The 21,065-nt window shown below is 47.0% G+C and carries 12 protein-coding genes; 3 read left to right on the forward strand and 9 right to left on the reverse strand.

The window, feature by feature from the left end; all coding sequences use genetic code 11:
• The first annotated feature begins 62 nt into the window (after window positions 1–62).
• Window positions 63–1,787 (forward strand): acyl-CoA dehydrogenase family protein, encoded by a 1,725-nt coding sequence (locus tag NQ518_RS12480; protein ID WP_227961625.1) that lies wholly within the window; start codon window positions 63–65, stop codon window positions 1,785–1,787.
• Between the two features lie 170 nt (window positions 1,788–1,957).
• On the opposite strand, the gene NQ518_RS12485 is transcribed toward NQ518_RS12480, so the two are convergent.
• The 3 genes from NQ518_RS12485 to NQ518_RS12495 form a co-directional block, all read right to left on the reverse strand.
• A complete protein-coding gene (locus NQ518_RS12485; RefSeq protein WP_374211121.1) occupies window positions 1,958–4,801 on the reverse strand; it encodes a beta-glucosidase in 2,844 nt (947 codons plus the stop codon).
• A gap of 143 nt (window positions 4,802–4,944) precedes the next feature.
• On the reverse strand, window positions 4,945–5,862 hold the full coding sequence (locus NQ518_RS12490; protein WP_227205561.1) for an endonuclease/exonuclease/phosphatase family protein: 918 nt from the start codon (window positions 5,860–5,862) through the stop codon (window positions 4,945–4,947).
• Between the two features lie 183 nt (window positions 5,863–6,045).
• A complete protein-coding gene (locus NQ518_RS12495; RefSeq protein ID WP_227205563.1) occupies window positions 6,046–8,211 on the reverse strand; it encodes a helix-turn-helix domain-containing protein in 2,166 nt (721 codons plus the stop codon).
• A gap of 700 nt (window positions 8,212–8,911) precedes the next feature.
• Here NQ518_RS12495 and NQ518_RS12500 point away from each other — a divergent pair.
• On the forward strand, window positions 8,912–10,015 hold the full coding sequence (locus NQ518_RS12500; protein WP_227208169.1) for a metallophosphoesterase: 1,104 nt from the start codon (window positions 8,912–8,914) through the stop codon (window positions 10,013–10,015).
• A gap of 7 nt (window positions 10,016–10,022) precedes the next feature.
• Window positions 10,023–10,685: a SprT-like domain-containing protein gene (locus NQ518_RS12505; RefSeq protein ID WP_227208167.1), complete on the forward strand. Its 663-nt coding sequence runs from the start codon at window positions 10,023–10,025 to the stop codon at window positions 10,683–10,685.
• A 160-nt stretch (window positions 10,686–10,845) separates the two neighbouring features.
• Here the strand turns inward: NQ518_RS12505 and NQ518_RS12510 are convergent, their stop codons facing one another.
• The 6 genes from NQ518_RS12510 to NQ518_RS12535 form a co-directional block, all read right to left on the reverse strand.
• Window positions 10,846–12,789 carry a PKD domain-containing protein gene (locus NQ518_RS12510; protein ID WP_227208165.1) on the reverse strand — a complete coding sequence of 648 codons (1,944 nt, stop codon included), beginning with the start codon at window positions 12,787–12,789 and terminating at the stop codon, window positions 10,846–10,848.
• A gap of 275 nt (window positions 12,790–13,064) precedes the next feature.
• A complete protein-coding gene (locus tag NQ518_RS12515) occupies window positions 13,065–16,271 on the reverse strand; it encodes a S41 family peptidase (RefSeq protein WP_227961623.1) in 3,207 nt (1,068 codons plus the stop codon).
• A gap of 48 nt (window positions 16,272–16,319) precedes the next feature.
• Window positions 16,320–17,345 carry a hemolysin activation protein gene (locus tag NQ518_RS12520; RefSeq protein ID WP_227208160.1) on the reverse strand — a complete coding sequence of 342 codons (1,026 nt, stop codon included), beginning with the start codon at window positions 17,343–17,345 and terminating at the stop codon, window positions 16,320–16,322.
• A 6-nt stretch (window positions 17,346–17,351) separates the two neighbouring features.
• Window positions 17,352–18,185, reverse strand: a complete 834-nt coding sequence (locus NQ518_RS12525) for a LicD family protein (RefSeq protein ID WP_227961621.1) — start codon at window positions 18,183–18,185, stop codon at window positions 17,352–17,354.
• A gap of 10 nt (window positions 18,186–18,195) precedes the next feature.
• Entirely contained in the window at window positions 18,196–19,206 is a 1,011-nt protein-coding gene (locus NQ518_RS12530) for an NAD/NADP octopine/nopaline dehydrogenase family protein (RefSeq protein ID WP_227961619.1), read from the reverse strand.
• Window positions 19,207–21,033, reverse strand: coding sequence for an aminotransferase class I/II-fold pyridoxal phosphate-dependent enzyme (locus NQ518_RS12535; protein WP_227961617.1), 1,827 nt, complete (start codon window positions 21,031–21,033; stop codon window positions 19,207–19,209).
• Window positions 21,034–21,065 lie beyond the last annotated feature (32 nt).

Here is a 21,065-nt window from a genome sequence, read left to right on the forward strand (position 1 = left end):
CCATACTAATCACTCCCCTCCCTTTTGGGGAGGGGTAAGGGGGAGAGGCTGATTATCAAACTATGTCCAATTACTATACTGACCATCCGGAGATTGAATTTCACTTAGATCATCCGTTGATGAAGCGAATTGTTGAGCTCAAGGAGCGCAACTACCAAGACAAAGAGCACCATGATGATGCTCCGGTAAATTACGATGATGCTATCGAGAACTACAAACGCATTCTCGAAATCACTGGCGACGTGGCGGCAAACATCATCGAACCCAACTCGGAAGACGTGGACAAAGAAGGTCCGCATCTTGAGAATGGGCGCATGAAGTATGCCAGCAAAACGCTTGACAACATCAAAGCAACCCAGCAGGCAGGCCTGTGGGGCGTATCGATGCCACGATGTTATGGCGGACTGAACCTGCCCAACGTCACCTTTTCGATGATGTCGGAGATGATAGCCGCAGCAGATGCAGGATTTCAGAACATCTGGTCGCTGCAATCGTGCATCGACACGCTGTATGAATTCGGCTCGGACGAGCAGCGAGAAAAGTATATCCCACGCGTTTGCGAGGGTGCCACCATGTCGATGGACCTGACCGAACCCGACGCTGGCTCTGACCTTCAGCGTGTGATGCTCAAGGCTACCTACGATGAAAAAGAAGACTGCTGGCGGCTGAACGGCGTGAAACGCTTCATCACCAACGGCGACTCGGACATCCATTTGGTGCTGGCACGGTCGGAAGAGGGTACGAAAGACGGCCGAGGACTGTCCATGTTCATCTACGACAAACGCAATGGCGGGGTGGATGTGCGCCACATTGAGAATAAACTGGGTATCCATGGCTCGCCAACCTGTGAGCTGGTGTACAAGAATGCCAAAGCCGAACTGTGCGGAAGCACGCGCATGGGACTGATCAAGTACGTCATGGCGCTGATGAATGGTGCCCGCCTGGGCATCGCTGCACAGTCGGTTGGTGTTGAACAAGAGGCATACAACGAAGCTTTGGCATACGCCAAAGAGCGTCAACAGTTTGGGCAAGCCATCATAGAGTTCCCCGCCGTGTACGACATGCTGTCGCGCATGAAGGCCAAACTCGATGCAGGTCGCTCCTTGTTGTATCAAACAGCTCGTTATGTTGACCTCTATAAAGCATTGGAAGACATCCAACGCGACCGAAAACTGAGTGCTGAAGAGCGTGCGGAGATGAAGAAATACAACCGATTGGCTGACGCTTTCACGCCATTGGCCAAAGGCATGAACTCCGAATATGCCAACCAAAACGCCTATGATGCCATCAGCATACATGGTGGTTCGGGTTTCATCATGGCCTATAAGTGCCAGCGTTTGTTCCGCGACGCACGCATCTTCTCCATCTACGAGGGCACGACACAGCTGCAGGTGGTAGCCGCCATACGCTACATCATGAACGGTGCCTACCTCAACATCATGAAAGAAATGCTCGACAAAGAGGTTGAAGACGCATGGAAGCCTTTACACGACCGCTTGAAAGTGCTGGCCAAGCAGTACGAAGAAGCTGTCAACATAGTGAAAGAGGCTGACAACCAGGAGATGCAAGACTTCTTAGCTCGTCGCCTATATAACATGACAGCCAATCTCTTGATGTCGGTATTGCTCATTGATGATGCATCACGTTTACCCGAATTGTTTGCCAAGAGCGCACACGTCTACATGCGTCACACGGAAGAAGAAAATACAGGGCACTACATGTTCATCAAGAACTTCCGCGCTGAAGACTTGAGCAACTATCGCTCCTTGGAGCAAGAAGCAGAGTAAAACCTGTTCTTGATGGCAAGAAAACAATGGCTGTTCGAGTCTACTTCGAACAGCCATTATTATTTATCAATCATGTCATGGACGGTTCTTGCATTAGATGTATGGACAACTTGCAACGAAACACAGGTCATGTTCGATTGGTCACGACAGACAATCCGCCCACACTCGTGCTACTTATCCACTTTGATTTCGGCTATATTCAGCGTGCCTTGCTGACAAAGTACCCTAATGTCACTAACCCCAGACCGATTGATTTGCAGCTTTTGTTCGTGTCCCGAAACCTTTCCAGTGAAGACATCCAAGAACTGACCACCACCTGACGATAGCTGAATCGTGAATTCTGCATCAGGTGAACAGCCTTTCGCAAACACAATAGTAAGACATCCTAATTTCTCAGAGGCTGGCACAGATACCGTCAGAGAGGCGTTTGTCTGTCCTTGCCAATAAGTGGAAGTGTTTCCATCCACCGCATATTGGGCGGTTGGAGTTGCCGGAACTGCCACCACATCCAGGCGATGAGCACGATTCTTGGCAACTATTGAAGCGTTAGATTCGATGACCGTAAACGTATCTTCCAATCGTATATCCTCTGACGAGGCACCCATCATCACCTTGAAATCACCAGGTTCAACCACATATTGATACTGCTCATTGATGAGCTGCAAATGCTCTGGCTTGATGACAAACGACAAAGTGCGTGTTTCACCAGGCTTGAGATGCACTCGTTCAAAGCCCCTGAGATTCTTCTCATACGTGGTCACCGTGCTCAACACATCTTGAATATAAAGCTGTACCACTTCATCTCCGGCACGTTTGCCTGTGTTCGTGATGTCACAGCTCACCACAACCGAGTCGGTAGGACTGATGTTTTGCGCAGACAAACGTAGGTTCGAATATTTGAAAGTCGTGTAACTCAAACCATGTCCGAAATAATAGAGGGCACTATTTGTGCGCGAAGCATTGCCATGCAACCCCAACTTGTTTCCACCATCTACCAAGGCAGCCGGCTTAGAAGGGAAGTTGAAAGGAATCTGACCCACTGTCTTTGGAAAAGTAACGGTAAGTTTGCCACCAGGATTATAGTCGCCAAACAGCACGTCAGCGACAGCTGTTCCGCCCTGTGAACCAGGATACCATGCCTCAACAATGGCCGGAACGAACTTATCAGCCCAGTTAACAGACAGCGGCCGGCCATTAATCAACACCAATATCACCGTCTTTCCAGTAGCCTGAACGGCCTTTAACAGTTGCAATTGTCTGCCTGGCAACTCCAATGAAGAGCGTGACTTGTTTTCGCCACAAGTACGCGAATTGCCACCAAGTACCACCACAGCCACATCACTCTGCCTCACCTGTTCCACGGCTTTGTCAATCTCGTTCTGCTCATCGGCCGTCATGGGATAATCTACCAACTCTGATTCGGGCCAATGTGCATCCACAAGATCACAGCCTTTGGTATAAGTCACCTCAACCTCACTTCCCACCTTGTTGCGTATTCCTTCAAAAACCGTTGTCACCTCAACAGCCAACGGACCATAATGGGTAAGCGCATACGTTGCGTCATTGGCATTAGGCCCACATACAGCTATCTTTTTAATGGACGCCTTGGTTAAGGGCAACGTGTTGTTTTGATTCTTCAATAACACAATGCTCTCACGTGATGCCTGCAACGCCACTTGCTGATGACTCTCCCCATCCACTTCCTTGTCAGCTGCTTGCAGATTCATTTGATACGGACGATCAAAGATACCCACCATGAATTTCACCCGAAGAATATCTCTCAACCGCTCATCAATGACCTTCATTGGGATGCGTCCCTCTTTGACCAGCTCACGCAATGGCAAAACAAATGAATCGGGTGAGCGGAATGTACACCGCACATTCAAACCCGCCATGACAGCTTTGTACACGGCTTCTTTCATGTTAGCAGCGGTGCGATGCTTGGAAAAGAGATATTCCAACGCATCACTGTCGGACACCACATAACCTTTAAAGCCAAACTGTTGGCGCAACACCTCAGTGAGCCAGTGAAAGCTACCCTGTATAGGTACCCCATCATAATCGTTGTACGAGCTCATCGCACCCAACAATCCCGCTTCTCTCACCACCCTGCCCCATGGGTATAGGTGTATGTTCTGCACCTCGCGGGGTGACATCTGTGGATCCACACGAGCCATACCCTCACGCGCTCCTTTGTTATTACTATAAGCAGCAAAGTGCTTGCCTGTAGAGGCTACCTGGTAATTGGTTTGCAACCCCCGTGTCATCTGTATGCCAAGTTCGGCTACGAGAAACGGACTTTCCCCATAAACCTCCTCATAACGCCCCCAACGTTGGTCGCGTCCCACGTCTAAGATAGGAGCATAAACATTGGTATAGCCCAACAAACGAGCCTCACGTCCTGTGATATAGCCTACCTGATGAATGAGCTTCCGGTTCCATGTCGTACCCAATCCCAACTGTGTAGGAAAGTTGGTTGCCTTGAAACTCTCCACTCCTCGTATGCCCTCATTGGTGAAATCAACGGGAATCCCAAGACGCGTTTGCTCCACAAAGAATCGCTGAACCTCATTAATGGCCCATGCATGCTTTGAGGCAGGCCACACCCACGGGTTGTCTGAAGGCGGCAAACCCCATTCTTGAAAGCCATTAAGGTGTTCGTCAATGGCACCAATTCCATCTTTCCACAACTTTTGTTTCCAACTTTCGTTGGGCAAATCGTCTTGCAACACTCGTTTATAACCATAGAGAGTCACCATCTGGCAGGTCTTCTCCTCAAGCGTCATCTGACTAATAAGATCGTCAATGCGCTCATCAATTCCGGCCGTAGGGTCCTCATAGACATCTTTTTTGCCATTCTTATTGTAGTCTATCCAGCCTTTGTGGTAGATTTTGTTTTTCGGCAGGTTATAGAATTTCAGTTTGGCACTATACTGATTAGGCTTTTGCGCCCAAGCTACATTCCCACATGATGCGGCCAATCCTAACAGAACAATGAGTATGTGTTTCATCATATTAAACGGTTATGGTGTAAAACGTTTCTACAAATATATGAATATATCTGTTCAAAAACGTATCTTCGGTTGTGATAATTTACAACGTCAAGCTGGGGTATCATCGTGTGCGGGACAGTGATATACACCCCAGCAGACGGCTATTACTTCTGATAGTTCAACTTGACCATCACTGGATAGTGGTCAGAAGGCAAGCGATGTACATACTGGCGGAAGTTCAGCTCCTGTGGCGCAGCACCTTCTTTGCTTACCTCACGACTGGTTCCTTCGGTCCAATAGCCATTGGTTAGGATGCCATATTGGTTCACTTGGAACTTGTTGGAAACAAAAACGTGGTCGATGCGACTGTCTGTCAGCAAGGAAGACTTGAAACCTTGGAACGTTCCATTCTCGGCAAAGCGCATTTTGGCGGCGGTATATGAATCTTTCAGGAGGCCCGACTGGGTGAAGATTTGATAAATCTCGTCATGCTGATCAACATTAAAGTCGCCGGTGAGAATGACGGGTGCATTGCTGCCTGCAATCTCTTTTATTTTCCTTACAACCAGTTTGGCGGCCTCTCTACGAGCCACGACACCCACATGATCCATGTGAAGGTTAAAGAAATAGAACTTCAACTTGGTTTTTACGTCTTGAAACTTTCCCCAGGTGCAGATGCGAATGCAAGCCGCGTCCCAGCCTAAAGCGGGTTTGTCGGGCGTTTCATTCAACCAGAAGTTACCATAGTCCAGACGTTTGAGCTTGTCTTTCTTGTAGAAAATGGCCGAATACTCACCAGCCTCTTTGCCATCGTCACGTCCCACGCCGATGCAATCGTAGCCGTCCAGTCCTTGTTTCAAATCACGAAGTTGCCCCACGAGCACCTCTTGTGTGCCAAAAATATCGGGCTGCTCAAAATTCATCATATCGCATATCACCTGGCATCGCTTGGGCCATGCGTTACCTTCCTTACGGTCATCCGAATTGTCATTGCGAATGTTGTAGGTTCCAACAAACAGATTTTGTGAACTAACGCATAGCGTTACTGCCAGAAATAGGAGTGTGAGTGTGTACTTTTTCATTGATTGAGTATTTAAAAGATGATTTTCTAAGTGGTACAAAAATAGAGATTATTCATGGAAACGGCAAGACGTTTAACGCTTTTTCACCCGAAAATCAAACCAGATAACAACATAGTAATGTATTCAACATGCCGTTGTCGTAGTTATGTCTTGTCGCCGCTAAACTGGCATGACAGCCAGTTTTCACGTTTTCTTTCTGAGCGAAGCCGTCACTAAGTTAATCTCTTCGAACGTCACGTCGGGTGAACAGAGGGCCTTGATGGCCGTCTTGCCATTGTCAAGACCAACTTTCTCGATGACTTGTCGGATGTTTTGAAGGTGTTTCTCATCTATCAATTGCAGCAACTGGATGTCGCCTTGCTGGACAAAATGGCCCAGATGCGTGTATATGGTGCCGACGGACAATTGGCGTTCGGTGGCGATTTGAGCAGGCGACAGCCCGCTTTTGTAGAGCCTGAAGGTGATGTCTTTCGTTTTCTCTTTCTTCTTTTTGGGTGCCTTTTGCGCCTTCGACCGACTTTTGGCATGCGGTGTCAGCTCGTCCATGGCCGTCAAGAGTGCTTCTTGTTTGGCCTTGAGATAGCCTTGAACAGTATACCCGTTTTCAACGATGTACCCGAGTAAGAAGATTTTGGATAGATACAGCTCGCGCAAATCAGTGAGATAAGTGTCTAAACGGCGCATAGCCAGTTTGTTGTTCGACGCGACATCTTGCGACTGCTCAAGAACATCGCCCAGATACTGCTTCAACGTCTTGCGAAAATATTCGGCTCCCGCCACCACTCTTTCCAAGAACTGAGGGTCACTCAGTTGCGCTGTTGTCAATCGGCCGATATGCGAAGTCCACTTGTATGCAATGACGTTCACCTTGTCTTGCAAGGCCTTGACGGTAGACTTGTGTATCAACGTGAGCTTGGGATAGGCATGGAAGAACTCGATGAACAGGCGGCACAGCATGTCTTCGGCCCGCCAAAGGTCTAAAAAATTGAAGAGTTCGATGAGCTGATGACGCTCGTACTCATCCTTGAGTTGGGGCAATTGCTCGATGCTTCGTTGGGCCTCATCCTCCTGCTGACGGATGTACGACATGACACGCTCATCGTTCATCACCGCATGTGCGGGGATGGGCGATGCCAAAATCAATCCTTCCAGACTTCTACAGCGGCTCAAAGCCACGTACACTTGTCCCGAGGCGAACGACGATGCGGCATCGATGATGGCATGGTCGAAGGTGAGTCCCTGGCTTTTGTGGATGGTGATGGCCCATGCCAGGCGCAGGGGATATTGGCTGAAGGTGCCCTGCACCTTGGGTTCTATCTCCTTGGTCTGTTCATTGATTTGGTAGGTGGTGTTCTCCCACGTTTGCCTTTCCACTAAGATAGACTGCTCATCGCCTGGGCAGAGCACTTCGACATGGTCGTCATCCAGATACACAACGCGACCGATGCGGCCGTTATAGTACAGTCGTTCCAACGAACTGTCGTTCTTGATGAACATCACCTGAGCGCCAACTTTTAACGTGAGCAACTCGCTGGTGGGGTAAGAGTACTCTGGGAAGTTGCCTTCGACGGTGGCTTTGTATTGATAAGTTTTGGTAGTTAGGCTGTTCAGCTCACGGTTGTTGTAGCTGTCGGCCATGCTGTTGTGCGTAGTCAGTCGAATGTACCCATCCTCTTGCTGGGGGCGGAACGTTGGGTTATAGCGGCTGTTGAGCAAGTCGAGGTCACGCTGTGTCAACTGATTGTCGCGCAAATGGTTGAGGATGTCCAAGAAAGCCGAATCCTGCTGTCGGTAAACCTTTTGCAACTGCAGGGTGACATAGGGTGTTTGTTGCAGGGCATGGCTGCCAAAGAAATAAGGCGTGTCATAGTATGGACGCAGCAACTCCTCATCGGCAGGCGTGACAACGGGTGTTAATTGTTGCAGGTCACCAATCATCAAGAGTTGCACGCCACCAAACGGTCGGTCGCGATGACGATACCTTCTGAGCACCGCGTCAATGGCATCGAGCAGGTCACTGCGCACCATACTGATTTCATCAATGACGAGCATGTCGAGCGTACGGATAATCTTGCGCTTCTCCCGGCCGAAATCATATCGATTCTGTACTACGGCATTGGGCACAAAGGGCGACAACGGCAACTGAAAGAACGAGTGGATGGTGACGCCTCCGGCATTGATGGCAGCCACACCCGTGGGTGCAACCACCACCATGCGCTTGCTACTGTGTTCCTTGACCTTCTTCAAGAATGTGGTTTTACCTGTTCCCGCCTTTCCCGTGAGGAAGATGCACTGGGCGGTATGTTCCACAAATTCCCACGCAAGTTCCAGTTCTCTGTTCTGTTCCATATCGTAATTGTCGTGGATTAAGCTGATTGACATCCCAACGAACGATACAAAGGTAATCAAAAAATCGATGAGTAACAAACCGCTACGACGCTATATCGATAGACTCCGATTTGTATGAATTTTCTTGACAACGAACCTCTTCATAATTGAAGAATTTGCGAACAAGAGGGCGTCTTGTCGCAAATACGCTCAAAATGAGAATGATTTGTAAGTTGTTAGTGTATAGGGTCTTACGTTAATGTATGTTCACTGCATGCCTACTTTTGCTACTTTTATTCGTGAAAAGCATTGAGTTAAGGGTGCAATATGCATGCTATTGCGCAGCAAACCCATGTTCATTGCGTGCCAAAGGGATGCTTTTAGCAGTGCAAAGTCAATGCTTTATAGCTAATATTCGTCTTATCTTGCCAACTAAATTCCTGTCTTGCTCCCTGTTTGCCTATCGTTTTTTTCTAAATTGAAAGTTTTTATGTGCCGTTTTTGTGGCGATATTTGGTAAAAATACACGACGATACAAGTAACTTTTTACTCGTATCGCTCAACTGGATAGGTTGGCCATGCATGCACAAAAGCATGTAAAATAGTTCACGCTTCATGGTTTTTTGTGTACCTTTGTAGTGCAAATCACGTCTACTTACGAATAAGGGTGGAGGACAACGTGCCTGATCACCCTCTTCTTACGCACTATTATTTTTCATTCATGAAACTCTGGGGCATTCTTTTTCTGGTGGTTCCCTTGCTGGGAAGTGCCTATGTTTTTTGGCGAACTTGGCAGCTCATGCCATTCTGTACGCTTGCCAAAACGGTCATACTTCTCCTCATGGCTTTGGCATTCATGCTGATTTACGTCACTTTCAGCGGCACCATCGACAAGCTACCCATGTGGTTGGCCACCACGGTTTATCATGTCAGCACGTCATGGCTCATCATTTTGTTTTATCTCTTCATGGTGTTTTTGGTGCTGGATGTGGGAAGATGGGTGCATCTCATCCCCCAATCGTTTACTCATCACAGCGTGGTAGGCACGTTGAGCGTGTGTGGGTTCATGGTAGGCATCTTCGTTTATGGTTATTTCAACTATCGTCATAAGGTGCGAGTCGCCATAGATTTGAAGACCGAAAAACAGCTTGAACGGCCGTTGAAGATGGTGATGGTCAGCGATTTGCATCTGGGTTACCACAACCGTCGGGCTGAATTGGCTCGGTGGGTCAACCTGATGAATGCCGAAAAGCCTGACATGATTTTGATTGGTGGCGACATCATCGACCGCAGCATGCGACCGCTGCTGGAAGAGAGAATGCACGAGGAGCTTAAAAAGCTACAGGCTCCCATCTATGCATGTTTGGGTAATCACGAATATTACAGCCAATACGAAGAAGCACTGCAATTCTATCGTGACGCAGGAATCCATCTGTTGATAGACAGTGTCACGGTGGTCAATGGGATTCAGGTTGTTGGACGCGACGACAGGTTCAATGTTCATCGAAAGTCTTTGCCTGAATTGATGCAGAGCGTTGATGGCTCTCGGTACACCATCTTGCTCGATCATCAGCCTTTTCATCTTGATCAGGCCGAGAAGGCTGGCGTAGATTTCCAGTTGAGTGGTCACACCCACTATGGGCAGGTGTGGCCGGTGTCGTGGGTGGAAAAGGGCATTTACGAGAATGCCTACGGGCCTTTGCAGAAAGGCAAGACACAATATTTCGTGACAAGTGGTCTTGGTATTTGGGGAGGAAAGTTCAGAATTGGCACCCAATCCGAATATCTCGTGGTAACTTTGACGTCCACGGTTGCAGTAAATTGATGTCAACATGAATGATACAGTAATGATTGATGAAGCCTGGTTGCATGCGTCTTTTGACACTTTCAATCGCTTGTATTTTGACAATGAGCTGCCTCGTCCCCGACTTTCGTTATCGCAGTCGCGTACAAGGCTCGGCAGCATGTCGTGCAAGCATAAGCTTACCTGGAGAGGTTACAAGTCTTATCATTATGCCATTCACGTCAGTATCTATTATAATCAGACCGAACGGCAGTATCAGAATGTGCTGTTGCACGAGATGATTCATTATTACATCGCCTACAAAGGCATCGCGGACACGTCGCCGCATGGTAAGGTTTTTCGTCAGATGATGAAAAACTTGAATGAAAGGTATGGTTGGGAAATCAGCGTCAGCTCTCGGATGAGTGAGGCAAAGCCTGCCTCTGTGCAATCATCAGCCACGCCACGGCTCATCCTTTTGCTCGAGGTGCAGGGACGCGGGCATTTCGTTTCGGTGGTCAACCCCAAGTACGCGTCTGTGATGGAACACGAACTACAACGGCTGGCAGAAGTGAAACAGCACGCATGGTACCTGTCTTCAGATGCTTATTTTAACAGTTTTCCGGTGGTAAGAAGCCTTCGGGGCAGGAAGATAACGGTGGAAATGCGAAACGAACTCATCCCCAAACTCACACCTCTGAAGGATGTTTGATTTGTTTTGTCGTTTCCTTTTTTGTGTTACTCACGCAGTTCGCAACACACACCGTGGTTGTGTTTGGTTCGTTGTTCTTTCATTCAATATAAGAAAACAGACCCATCCCGCACCGATTGTTCGGTGATAGGGATGGGTCTGTTCTATGTGTTACGAGAGATTATCTCTTGACAATCTTCAACACAGCAGGGCTCTTGTCGCACATCCCCCTTACGATGTACATGCCCGCTGGCAGTGCTTGGAGGGATAGGCGAGCGTTAGGATTCGAAATGGACAGCACGCTGTTACCACTGAGCGTATACACATCCAATCGGTCGAATTGCTTATCGAGATATAGTTGTGTGCCGTCAAAGCGTAAACCGGTGGTAGACGCATCGGTCGTGACTGCCTTTATTCCTGTCGGAACACTCGTGTAGGTCAGGAGAGGACATACACCCAGCGATACTTTTGTATCATCACTCTTGTACCAGAAATATCTCCCTGTATATTGATATTTCTCATCTTCTTCGGCCAATTCGTGGTAGGTGGTCGACTTACCGTTATCATCACGCTTGAGAGCCAATATGGCTATGTCGTCAACTCCATTATTATCAGCCACGCCAGGAATGCCTTCGATGACTACAAAGAATTCTTCATTAATCTCGATTGGTGTTTCAAATTTGAACTTTGTTGCCACAGGATTGTCGTTTGTGAATAGGGCTAGTTGGGAAACCTTCAGTGAACTCTTTCCCAAGACTTGGCCTGGCATGCCCTTGGCATCAGCTTTCGCAATGCTGACAGTGATGATGGAGTCGGGAGAGATGCTGGTTGTTGACACAAAGAAGATGCCTACCTCCTTGATGGTTGACTTGACCAGGGGCTGATGGAAATGTTCTGCAAATTTCCTCATACCAAGGAAATTGGAGCCAGCATAGTTGCCATAATATCCAAGAGCTATTTTCTTCAAGTTCTCGCTTTCATCCGGTGAGATGTTCCAGACATACTGTTCGCCACCAGCCTGTATGGCTTTTTGCAAGATATCGGTGTTCACGCCTGCACTATTGAAAGATCTAAGGGCTACACTGAACACGCCTTGTTTGATGTATTTCACCACCGGATTCTGTTCAGTGCTGCTCTCTATGTTTGTTCCATTGAACGTCCAATTCCATTCCGTGGGCCTTCCTTCAGATAAATCCTTGAATTGTACGGGGACATCCGTTGGTACAAAGCAAGCGGTATAGGGTGATTGATAACCTTCTTCTGGTAGGCCAATCCATGCTTTGGGTGCAACCGTAATCACATGGATGTACTCCTTACGCGTATAAGTGTTGGTGGATTTGCCATCACTGACGGTGAGTGTTACGGGATAGGTGCCTGCCTGGTCGTAGCGAACAGTGGGATTTTTGTCTGTCGACTCTGATGGAGTTCCACCTGTGAACGTCCATTTGTATGACTGGATGTTGCCTTCTGAGGTGTTTTGAAAGTGTACCTTCTCACCTTCGTTAATCGTTACAGAGGAGGTTTCTGAAGAGTCAGTTTGCATCAGTTTGAATCCGTCAATCAAGACATCTTCACCCTGTGTGCCTTTATAGTTGAAACTGAAGCGCACTTTTTTGCCGGCATATTCGGATAAATCAATGTCAAATTTCTGCCAGTTGGGGCCATCATACCTCATTTCCTGCGCCCACATGAAGGCATCAAGCAAGGTTTTTGACTCGGAAGAGGCTACGTCAATGATAGAAAGAGTCCATCTGGCACTGAACAAGAAAATGCCACTGAAACAGCTGTAAAACTGGCATTTGCTATTAGGGAGTATCTCTATTTCGGGCGAAATGGTGGTTTCGTTTTGATTACCATTGCTGTCTGGAATGAATAAGGAATACTTGCTCTTGGGGTCAAAGGCAGTAAAATCAGGCAAACCTTTTACCCGAGGTTTGGCTATTAAGGTCCATGTGGCACCGGAGTTTACTCGTAAGTACTTCCATGTGTTTGCTTCATCAACCGAGTCCCAGCCCATTTGGTAGTAGGGTTTCACTGCTTCATCAGCCATGAAAGAGGCTTTTACGTCTTGAGCAAAGCTACATAGGGAGAATAAACTCATCAAACTAAGTAATAATTTTCTCATAGATATGTCATTTTGATGTGTAAATGTATAGGGTTACAAAAGTAAACAAAATAAATCAAAATGATTACTAATATGCGTAAAAACTTTCTGTTTTGTTTGTTTTGTCTTTGTTTTTGTGAAATATTGAGAGTAAAAATGATTTGTTTAGTCACGATGTGACATCTTTTGTTGCATGATTTTGATCAGCGATAATGTTGTCTTTATGCATAAATGAGCAACAAAAAAGGCCTCCAAGAGTGGAAGCCTTTTATGGATATTGCATGTCAAATCCTGACTTATTTTCTTAACATTTCCTCGACAGCTCGTTTCAATTGTTGGTCGTTGCCATTGATATAATCCTCTGGAGTGTTGTAAACTTCGATGTCAGGATTGAGTTGTGTGTTCTCTCCAAAGTTGCCTCGCATGTCTCGGCAACCTACCTGTGGGATGCCAAAGACCATGGTATTGTCAATGAGTGTCTCCCACCAAACGGCGGTCATAGTACCAGCAACAGGCGTACCAATCAGTTTTCCAATGCCCAACTCCTTGTACACGAACGGGAATCCATGTCCATTGCTGTAGTCGTCTTCGCACACCATGACGCACGAAGGCTTAGTCCATTTGTTCCAAGGGTCTTTGCCAATGAACTGTCCACGTGGGACAAAACTCTGATATTGCTTGCCTGAGAGTAGCGTACACAAGTCATCGTGCAGCCAGCCGCCACCATTGTGACGCTCATCTACAATCACAGCCTCGCGATTTCTGTTCTTGTCGCTCAGCAATTCATGGAATACAGTGCGGAAACTCTCGCTATCCATGGCCTTGACGTGTACGTATGCCAACCGTCCATGCGACAGACTATCTACCGTTTGGCGGTTCCTGTCCACCCATCGCTTGTACAGCAATTCATCTTGGTAGCCTTTACTGATGGCCTTAACCGTTACGTCGAAACGCTTTTTGGTGGCGGGATTGTACACCGATACCCTGACATTGCGACCCGATTTTCCGTCCAACATATAGTAGTAGTCTTTGTCTTTCAATATCGGTTCACCGTCTATCTTCTCAATGATGCAGCCTTTCGTAACCCCTGTTTTCTTCACTGAGAAAGGTCCACGATTGATAATTTCCTCGACTTTCAGTCCATCTCCATCGTACGTTTGGTCGTAGAACAAACCCAAGGTAGCAGTGCTAAGGTTGGCACCACCGCCAAAATAGCGCGCACCTGTGTGTGATGCGTTCAGTTCGCCCAATATTTCGCTCAGCATTTCACTGAAGTCATAGTTGTTATTGATATAAGGTAAGAACCGTGTATAACTCTTTTTGTAGCCGTCCCAATCGACACCGTGCAAGTCTACCTTATAAAATTTATCCTTCACCTGTTGCCAGATGTGGTTGAACATGTACTCCCTTTCCTGATAAGGCTTGTAGTTGAAACGTGCCTCAAAGGTGACATTCTTCGACGAGTTGCTACCGATATCTATCTTCTTGATACCCCCTCCAGAGCACAGGTACAGATTCTTGAAATCTTTGTCGGCCAGCATGCCACCGCCTCCAACACCTTTCAACACAATTTTGGTGCTCTTATCTTGTAGATCATGTTTCCATAAGTCGTAACCACCTTCGAAGGCAGCCTGATAATAGAGAGCGTTTCCGTCGTTGCTTAGCACGGCATCTCCCAATCGGCATGAGTTGACAGTGAGCCGAAGCACACGGTCGCGGCAGTTGTCCAAGTCGAGTTTGATAGGCTCTTCCTTCTTTTCTTTCTTCTTCACCGTCACGTCTACCGTCTTTGGTTCTTCGGCTTTCTTCTTCTCTTTCTCGGCTTCGGCGAGGAGGGCCTTTTCCTCTTTCGTCATCTTGAACTTCTCATATTCGTCCAAGTCGAAGAACATGATGTACACATCGTCCTCGGTTCCCCAACTTCCATGACTGCGATAGCCAGCCCGATCGCTTTGGAAGATGATGGCTTTTCCGCCTAATACCCATTTTCCATTACCTGCATTGTAGCCACTTTGTGTAAGGTTGTAAATGGGCTTTTTGCCTTCTGCGTCAATCAAGGCGATGTCTTGGTTGTTCCATCCTCCTGTTCCGATATAATTGGAGATGAGCCATTTGCTGTCTGGACTCCATTCAAACCAAATATCTCCGTCGCTATAAGAGTAAACATATTTACCGTCCATCACGGTTCTTACTTTCTTGCTCTTTACATCAAGCACCTTGAGCGTACCCCTGTTCTCAAAGAAGGCAATGCTTTTCCCATCGGGACTGTATTGCGGTTGAAAAGAGGTATAAGCCGAATGGATAAGGCGTTCTTCCTGTAAGTCGGTGGCATACGCAAACTGTTTCTCCGCTTTGTTCTTCATGGTGGTTTGGTAAATCTGCCACAACCCTTCTCGTTCTGATGCGTAGACAATGGCCAAGCCATCGGGTGAGAATTCAATTGAACGCTCTTGTTCGGGTGTATCGGTAATCTGTTTGGTGGTTTTGTATTCGATGTTGGTTACATACACGTCACCATGAAGTACGAATCCTATTTCCTTTCCGTTGGGTGAAAGAGCAATCTCTGTCGCTCCCCATGTCTTTATCTGTCGATTCAAGTCGATGTCATTACGGTCGGCAGTAATGCTCACGTTTACTTTTTGCGGCGCAGCCGACCCCATTTGGGTGTATATCTCACCATCGTAACTGTAACAAATCCGCCCATTTTGTGCCACCGAAAGATAGCGCACGGGGTGTTTGGTGTGGTGAGTAATTTGTGTCTTGTCTGCGCTTTTCACCCCTCGCTTGTACACATTGAAGGTTCCATCTTCCTCACTTAGGTAGAAAAAAGATGCACCGTCGGGTGCCCAGCGTGGTGTACGATCCTCACCATTGAAAGTCGTAAGTTTGTTAAACTTGCCATTTTGATTGAGCCATATATCCCTTGTGATAGGCGATTGGTGATGTTTACGGAAGGGATCTTCGTATCCTTTCTTGTCATGATACAATATCTCACCCTTTTGGTTGATGCTCAAGTCCTCCATGGTTACTACCGAGAAGAGCTTTGGGCGGTCGCCTTTCAAGTTTACCTCGTACACTTGTGGGAAACTGCTGCTGGCAAAAAAGATGGATTTTGCTGTTGGCATGATAGCTGCACTGAACAGAATATGCTCGTTGTCACGCCATGCAATGGGAGTTTCGTTGGTGCTTCGGGTGGTCAATCGCTTGGGTTCGCCACCGAATTTGTTCATTACATAGATATCTAAGCTACCTTCACGGCTCGATGCGAAGGCGATTTTCGAGCCATCAGGACTCCAAATGGGGTAGGAATCGTATGCTGCATTTGAGGTGAGCTGTCGTGCCTGACCGCCTGAAGCGGGTACGGTGAACACGTCGCCCTTGTACGAAAACGCAATAGTTTGCCCATCGGGAGAGATAGAAGTGTGTCTCATCCACAATGGATTGGATTGAGCTGCCACGGATAGAGATAGTGTGAGGGCAGCCAGAATGAGTGTTTTTTTCATAAATGTAGGTTTTTTATTGTTTTAGATGTTTTCTCTTTTAAGTTATTGTTAGTCCCATTTGGATTTGCCACAGAGTTTCCGCATCCGATTGACCATCGCCACTTTGATGCGTTTGAAGTTGCCTTTACGCAAGTTGATGAACAGCTCTTCTACCGATCGTCCTATCTTTAGCCATGGATGTCCCCAGCCCATGATGCGGAACATGCGGTGCTTGTAGCCCACATTTTCAATGATGTATCGTGGGTGTTTCAGCGGAAACGACAGCTCGTGGCGTTGCATGGTGAAGATTCCTCGAATGGCTTTGGGCAAGTCGTCATTGCTTCCACTGAGGTGAACTCCGTCTTCGGTAGCTCCAGCATTGCTGATCATGTTCACTCGGGGAACGATGCAGAGTTGTGAATGGAAGAAGATGGCTGCATGAAAAATCGTTTCGTAATAAGCTTTCCCCACCGAACGGTGATACTCGCAAAACTCGATAAAGTCGCTTTGGTATTTCCTTTCTTTAATAAGGGCTTCCAACTGCTGCCGATTGTACTTGTCATCAAGGAACGAATAAGTAGCGTCCCACTTGTCAACTACCCGTTTCCACGATGCCCAACCACTAATGCTAAAGGTGGTGGTGAAGAAATAATCATCGGGAATTCCCTGTGTTTCTTCATCGTAGTTCATGCCCGCAATCATGCCGATGCGCTCATCATGTGCATATCTGTCAAGCAATTCTTTGCAAAAAGGGAAGAACGAGAGGGCAGGCACGTTATCATCTTCCAAGACAATGCACTTGTCTTCATGGCTAAATGCCCACTTTTGAGAGAGATATTCGGAAGGGTCGCAGCCCCTGTTTACCTCTTGGTAGTTGCGATGCACTTCACATTCCCAGTCAATCTGCTCATCATCGAGCAGCTTTCGGCACGCTTCCATGCGTGGCAAGTCGCTGTCGTTGCGTGGTCCATCCTGATACAGATACAACTTGCTGGGGCGAGCCAGTTTGATTTGTTCAAACAGATTGCCCAGTTCCTTGGGACGGTTAAAGAAGAGTATCAGTACCGCCACGTCTGTTTTTGCAGGCTGTTTCATGTCCTATCAATGTTTGTTGGTTTCGTTATTGTATATTTCAATGCTGCCTGTATGAGGCTTCAGTTGGCTTAAATCGGGCAGCTTCATATAGTCGCCATAAATGTGTCGCAACATACTGTCGCTGTCATGGGGAGCCATGAAGGGACGATTTTCAAACACAATGGTTGTCAATGGGAATATATCCTCTTCGTATCGGGGATTGTGAAACGGAATCCCAAGTCCGCTGGTGATCGTCTTTGCGCCCGTGATGCGATTCACCAAGCGCAGTAATGGATAGATAAATCTTACATTCCACGCATACAGTCGTTTCACTCTTTTCATGCACTCCTCGTCGCTTCCCTTGTAAGTACGCATGAGTTTATACGCATGACCAAAGGAAAGTTCCGAGAGTTTGTGTGTCCACATGTGTTGCTTCTCCAAAGGGAAGATGTCTATATAGATGCCACGGTGCTTAAAAAAGCGGTCGTAGTTGGGCTTCTCTTCGATATAGGAACAGCGGTCGCGCACCTTTGCGTAATGGTAACAATAATTTGAGTCGGTGCTATGGGCTTGTAATGCCAAATCTTCAGGTAGTTCGTGAGACAGAATTTCCAAAAGTCGCTCGTAGTCTGAGCGCATCATCTCAATGTCCAAGTCGTCATCCCAAGGGATGAAGCCGCCATGCCGAACGGCACCTATCAATGTTCCACTGCTGAGCCAATACCGAATGTTGTGGCGTTGACATATCTTGTCAACCTCAACAAGGATGTGCAGCATGCGCATCTGTTGGCGGCGCAGCAACGAGCCGTCGGGATTATATCGTTGGCGCAGTTCCTCGTGTGGTATGAGTGGTGTGTTCATGAGTGCTGTTTTATTTTGACAATTGACGCATCCCCCATTCATAAACCTTGTCAATATGGGGAACCTCTACACCGTGTTGATGTGCCAATCGGTGAATGATAGCCAGTCCATAGGGGAAGTCTTCTGTGAAATACCTACTGGAAAAGTCGGGTTGATAACCTCCTTCAACGGCTTTCATGGGTGCAGGTATGCCTTGAAAGGCAGTAATGGACGACAGTTTTTTGCTTAAACTATGTGCATCCGTACTCTCGTAATAGTCGAGAACAGTGGGTATTGCGCCCTGCTTTACCTTTAACTTGCTCAATAGATTTTGAAGTTCTTCATCCATTTGGATGTATAATTGTGCGGCTTCATCGGTCCAATCGGTGTAGAAGAGCGGCACCTCTTTATATACAATCTCTTTGTGCCAAGTGTGCCATAGCTCGTACAAACGAGCGGTGTGCAACAGCGGATTACTATTTGTCAAACTCGCTTCGTAATAGTTATCTAACAGACTGATGGGGGTATGCAACATTTCTTGCAATGTTTCCCTTAATGCTTCGGTAGCCTCGCCACCTCGTTCAATTGCTAAATTAAGTTGAGGTTTATAGCCCAACAGCGATGCTCGATGTCCATATTGAGTGGTTCGGGCAATGAAAGGTACGCGCTGAAAGCCAAAGAGAGGTGTGGTTTCGGGCAATATGTCCAATGCTTCAAAGAAGAATCCCGTACTCGACACGATGCTTCCCACAGGTACGTGGGGCGACAGGTACTTACTTATTTGCTCCAGTGTGTCGTGCAGTGCATATCCCGGGAGACACAGCAAAACCAACTCTGCAGAAGGTATTACTTCTTTGGCATGCGTACTGATGTGGCATAACTCTCCCTTCAACACCTCTCCATTGGGGGTGTCAATGAGCAAATGATGCGTCCACCGTTCAGGATGTCGTGTCAACAAACTCACCTGATGAGTGGGCTGTGCAGCCAAAAAACCAGCTACTACATGCCCTAAGTTACCTCCTCCGCAAATACATATTTTCATTTATATGGTTTCGTTTTGTAGGTTGAGCAATGCTGTAATCAGTTGGTCGTTGTCCGCTTGGTTGCGGATAGAGATGCGAATATAGTTTAATCCTTTGAGCGATGTCTTGCTGTTGCAATCTTTTATCATGATGTCAAAGCGCGCCAACAGCTGTTTGGTCAGTTCGGCTGCGGTATAGGGTGGTTTTACCTCACAACAAAAGTAGTTGCCTTGGGTTGGCAGAACACGCAAAAAATGTATCTCCTTCAAGCGTAGGGCAAAGCGATTGCGCTCGTCAATAAATTGCTGACACGCCTTTTCGTATTGTGCTTGATATTTATTGTATATCTGCATGAAGAACTCGGCAAACGAGTTGATATTCCATATTGACACGTCTTGCTTGATGCGAGCAATGGTTTCTCGTTGTGAGGTAGCCAAGATGCCCAACCGAAGTCCGGGGACGCCATACGATTTTGAAATACTTTTCATGACCAACAGGTTGGGATAGGCTTCCAATGTCTCATCACAGAGAAGTGAGTTGTGTAGAAAGTCATCACTAAAGTCAACAAACGACTCGTCAACCACTAACTGTATATTTCGCTCCTTGCACCATGCTGCCAGTCTCACAACGTCGGCTTTGGGTATGAAGTTACCCGAGGGATTGTCTGGATTGATGAGCAACAGCATGTCTATGGACTTGTCTTTGTAGAAATTCATCAAGTCTTTGGCGGTATATCGCAGCGTGTCCAAGGACGGAACAAACGATACTATCTGCTCTTTTCGCAGTCGATGCGGATATTCCTCGAACGTGGGGAACACCATGCCCACATACCCTTTAACGTTTTCCATGAGGCTTTTGATGAGTTCTGCTGCACCGTTGCCCACCACCATGTATTCTTGTTTGATGCCAAAACACTTGCCTGCCAACAGCGAGTTAACGTACATGCCCGAAGGATATTCGGTCAACAGGGTGTCAAAGTTGGCTTTCATTTCGGCTTTCATCTGCTCACAAGGAAAGTAGGGGTTTACCAAATAGCAGTAGTCCAGCATCTTTGGAAAACGCCAATGCCCACCATAGCGATAGTTATACCGCTTGAGCATCTCATCGTCTTTAGCGAAAATGGTTTCTGCAATGTCCAAATCTTGCACATCGTCTATCTCGTACCACTTCTCATTACCAATGTCAAGTGCTTTGAGGTTGGTTTTATCTAACAACGTGATGACGCGCAACACCTGTTCGTAATATTCGTTATTTCCCAAAGCTTTACAATAAGCATCGAGAAAAGGAACGTACTGTGTTTGCGAAAACGCTTTGCTAAACTTGTAAATGTTCACCGTTTTATAATACGAGTCAACCTCCTGATAGTTGAAAGCCTTTTTGGGAACAAAGTTTACGATGTTGCCATCACCGTCAATGCGCACCATGGTACCGTCCATCCATGTTTCATATTTGGCAACGAGGGCGATGTTGGGACGCTCGTCGGCAAGAATCATGGAGAAAAGTCGGTCAGAGAAGATGAGGTCCGACTCTATCAAGAGCGTGTCGTCTTCTTGCATTTGCTCCTTTACCAACGACAATGAATAAATATTATTGGTGCGGTCGTAAATAGGATTTTCTACATATTCTATCTTTAGAGCGTCTGCATATCGCTCTCCGATGTGGTGGATGAGTTCTTTTCCCTTATAGCCCACCACAATCAATACACGCTTTAGATGCAATGCGGAGAGTTGCGTAAGCACGCGGTCAATGAGCCTTACCCCATTAACGGGTACCATACATTTGGTGTTTTCCTTGGTGTAGCTTCCTAAGCGACGCCCCATTCCTGCGGCTAATATAATGGCTTGCATGTGTTAAATTTCTGCTTTGATTTTCAATAATG

Source organism: Hoylesella buccalis ATCC 35310 (genome assembly GCF_025151385.1).
In the GTDB taxonomy this organism is placed as follows: Bacteria; Bacteroidota; Bacteroidia; order Bacteroidales; family Bacteroidaceae; genus Prevotella; species Prevotella buccalis.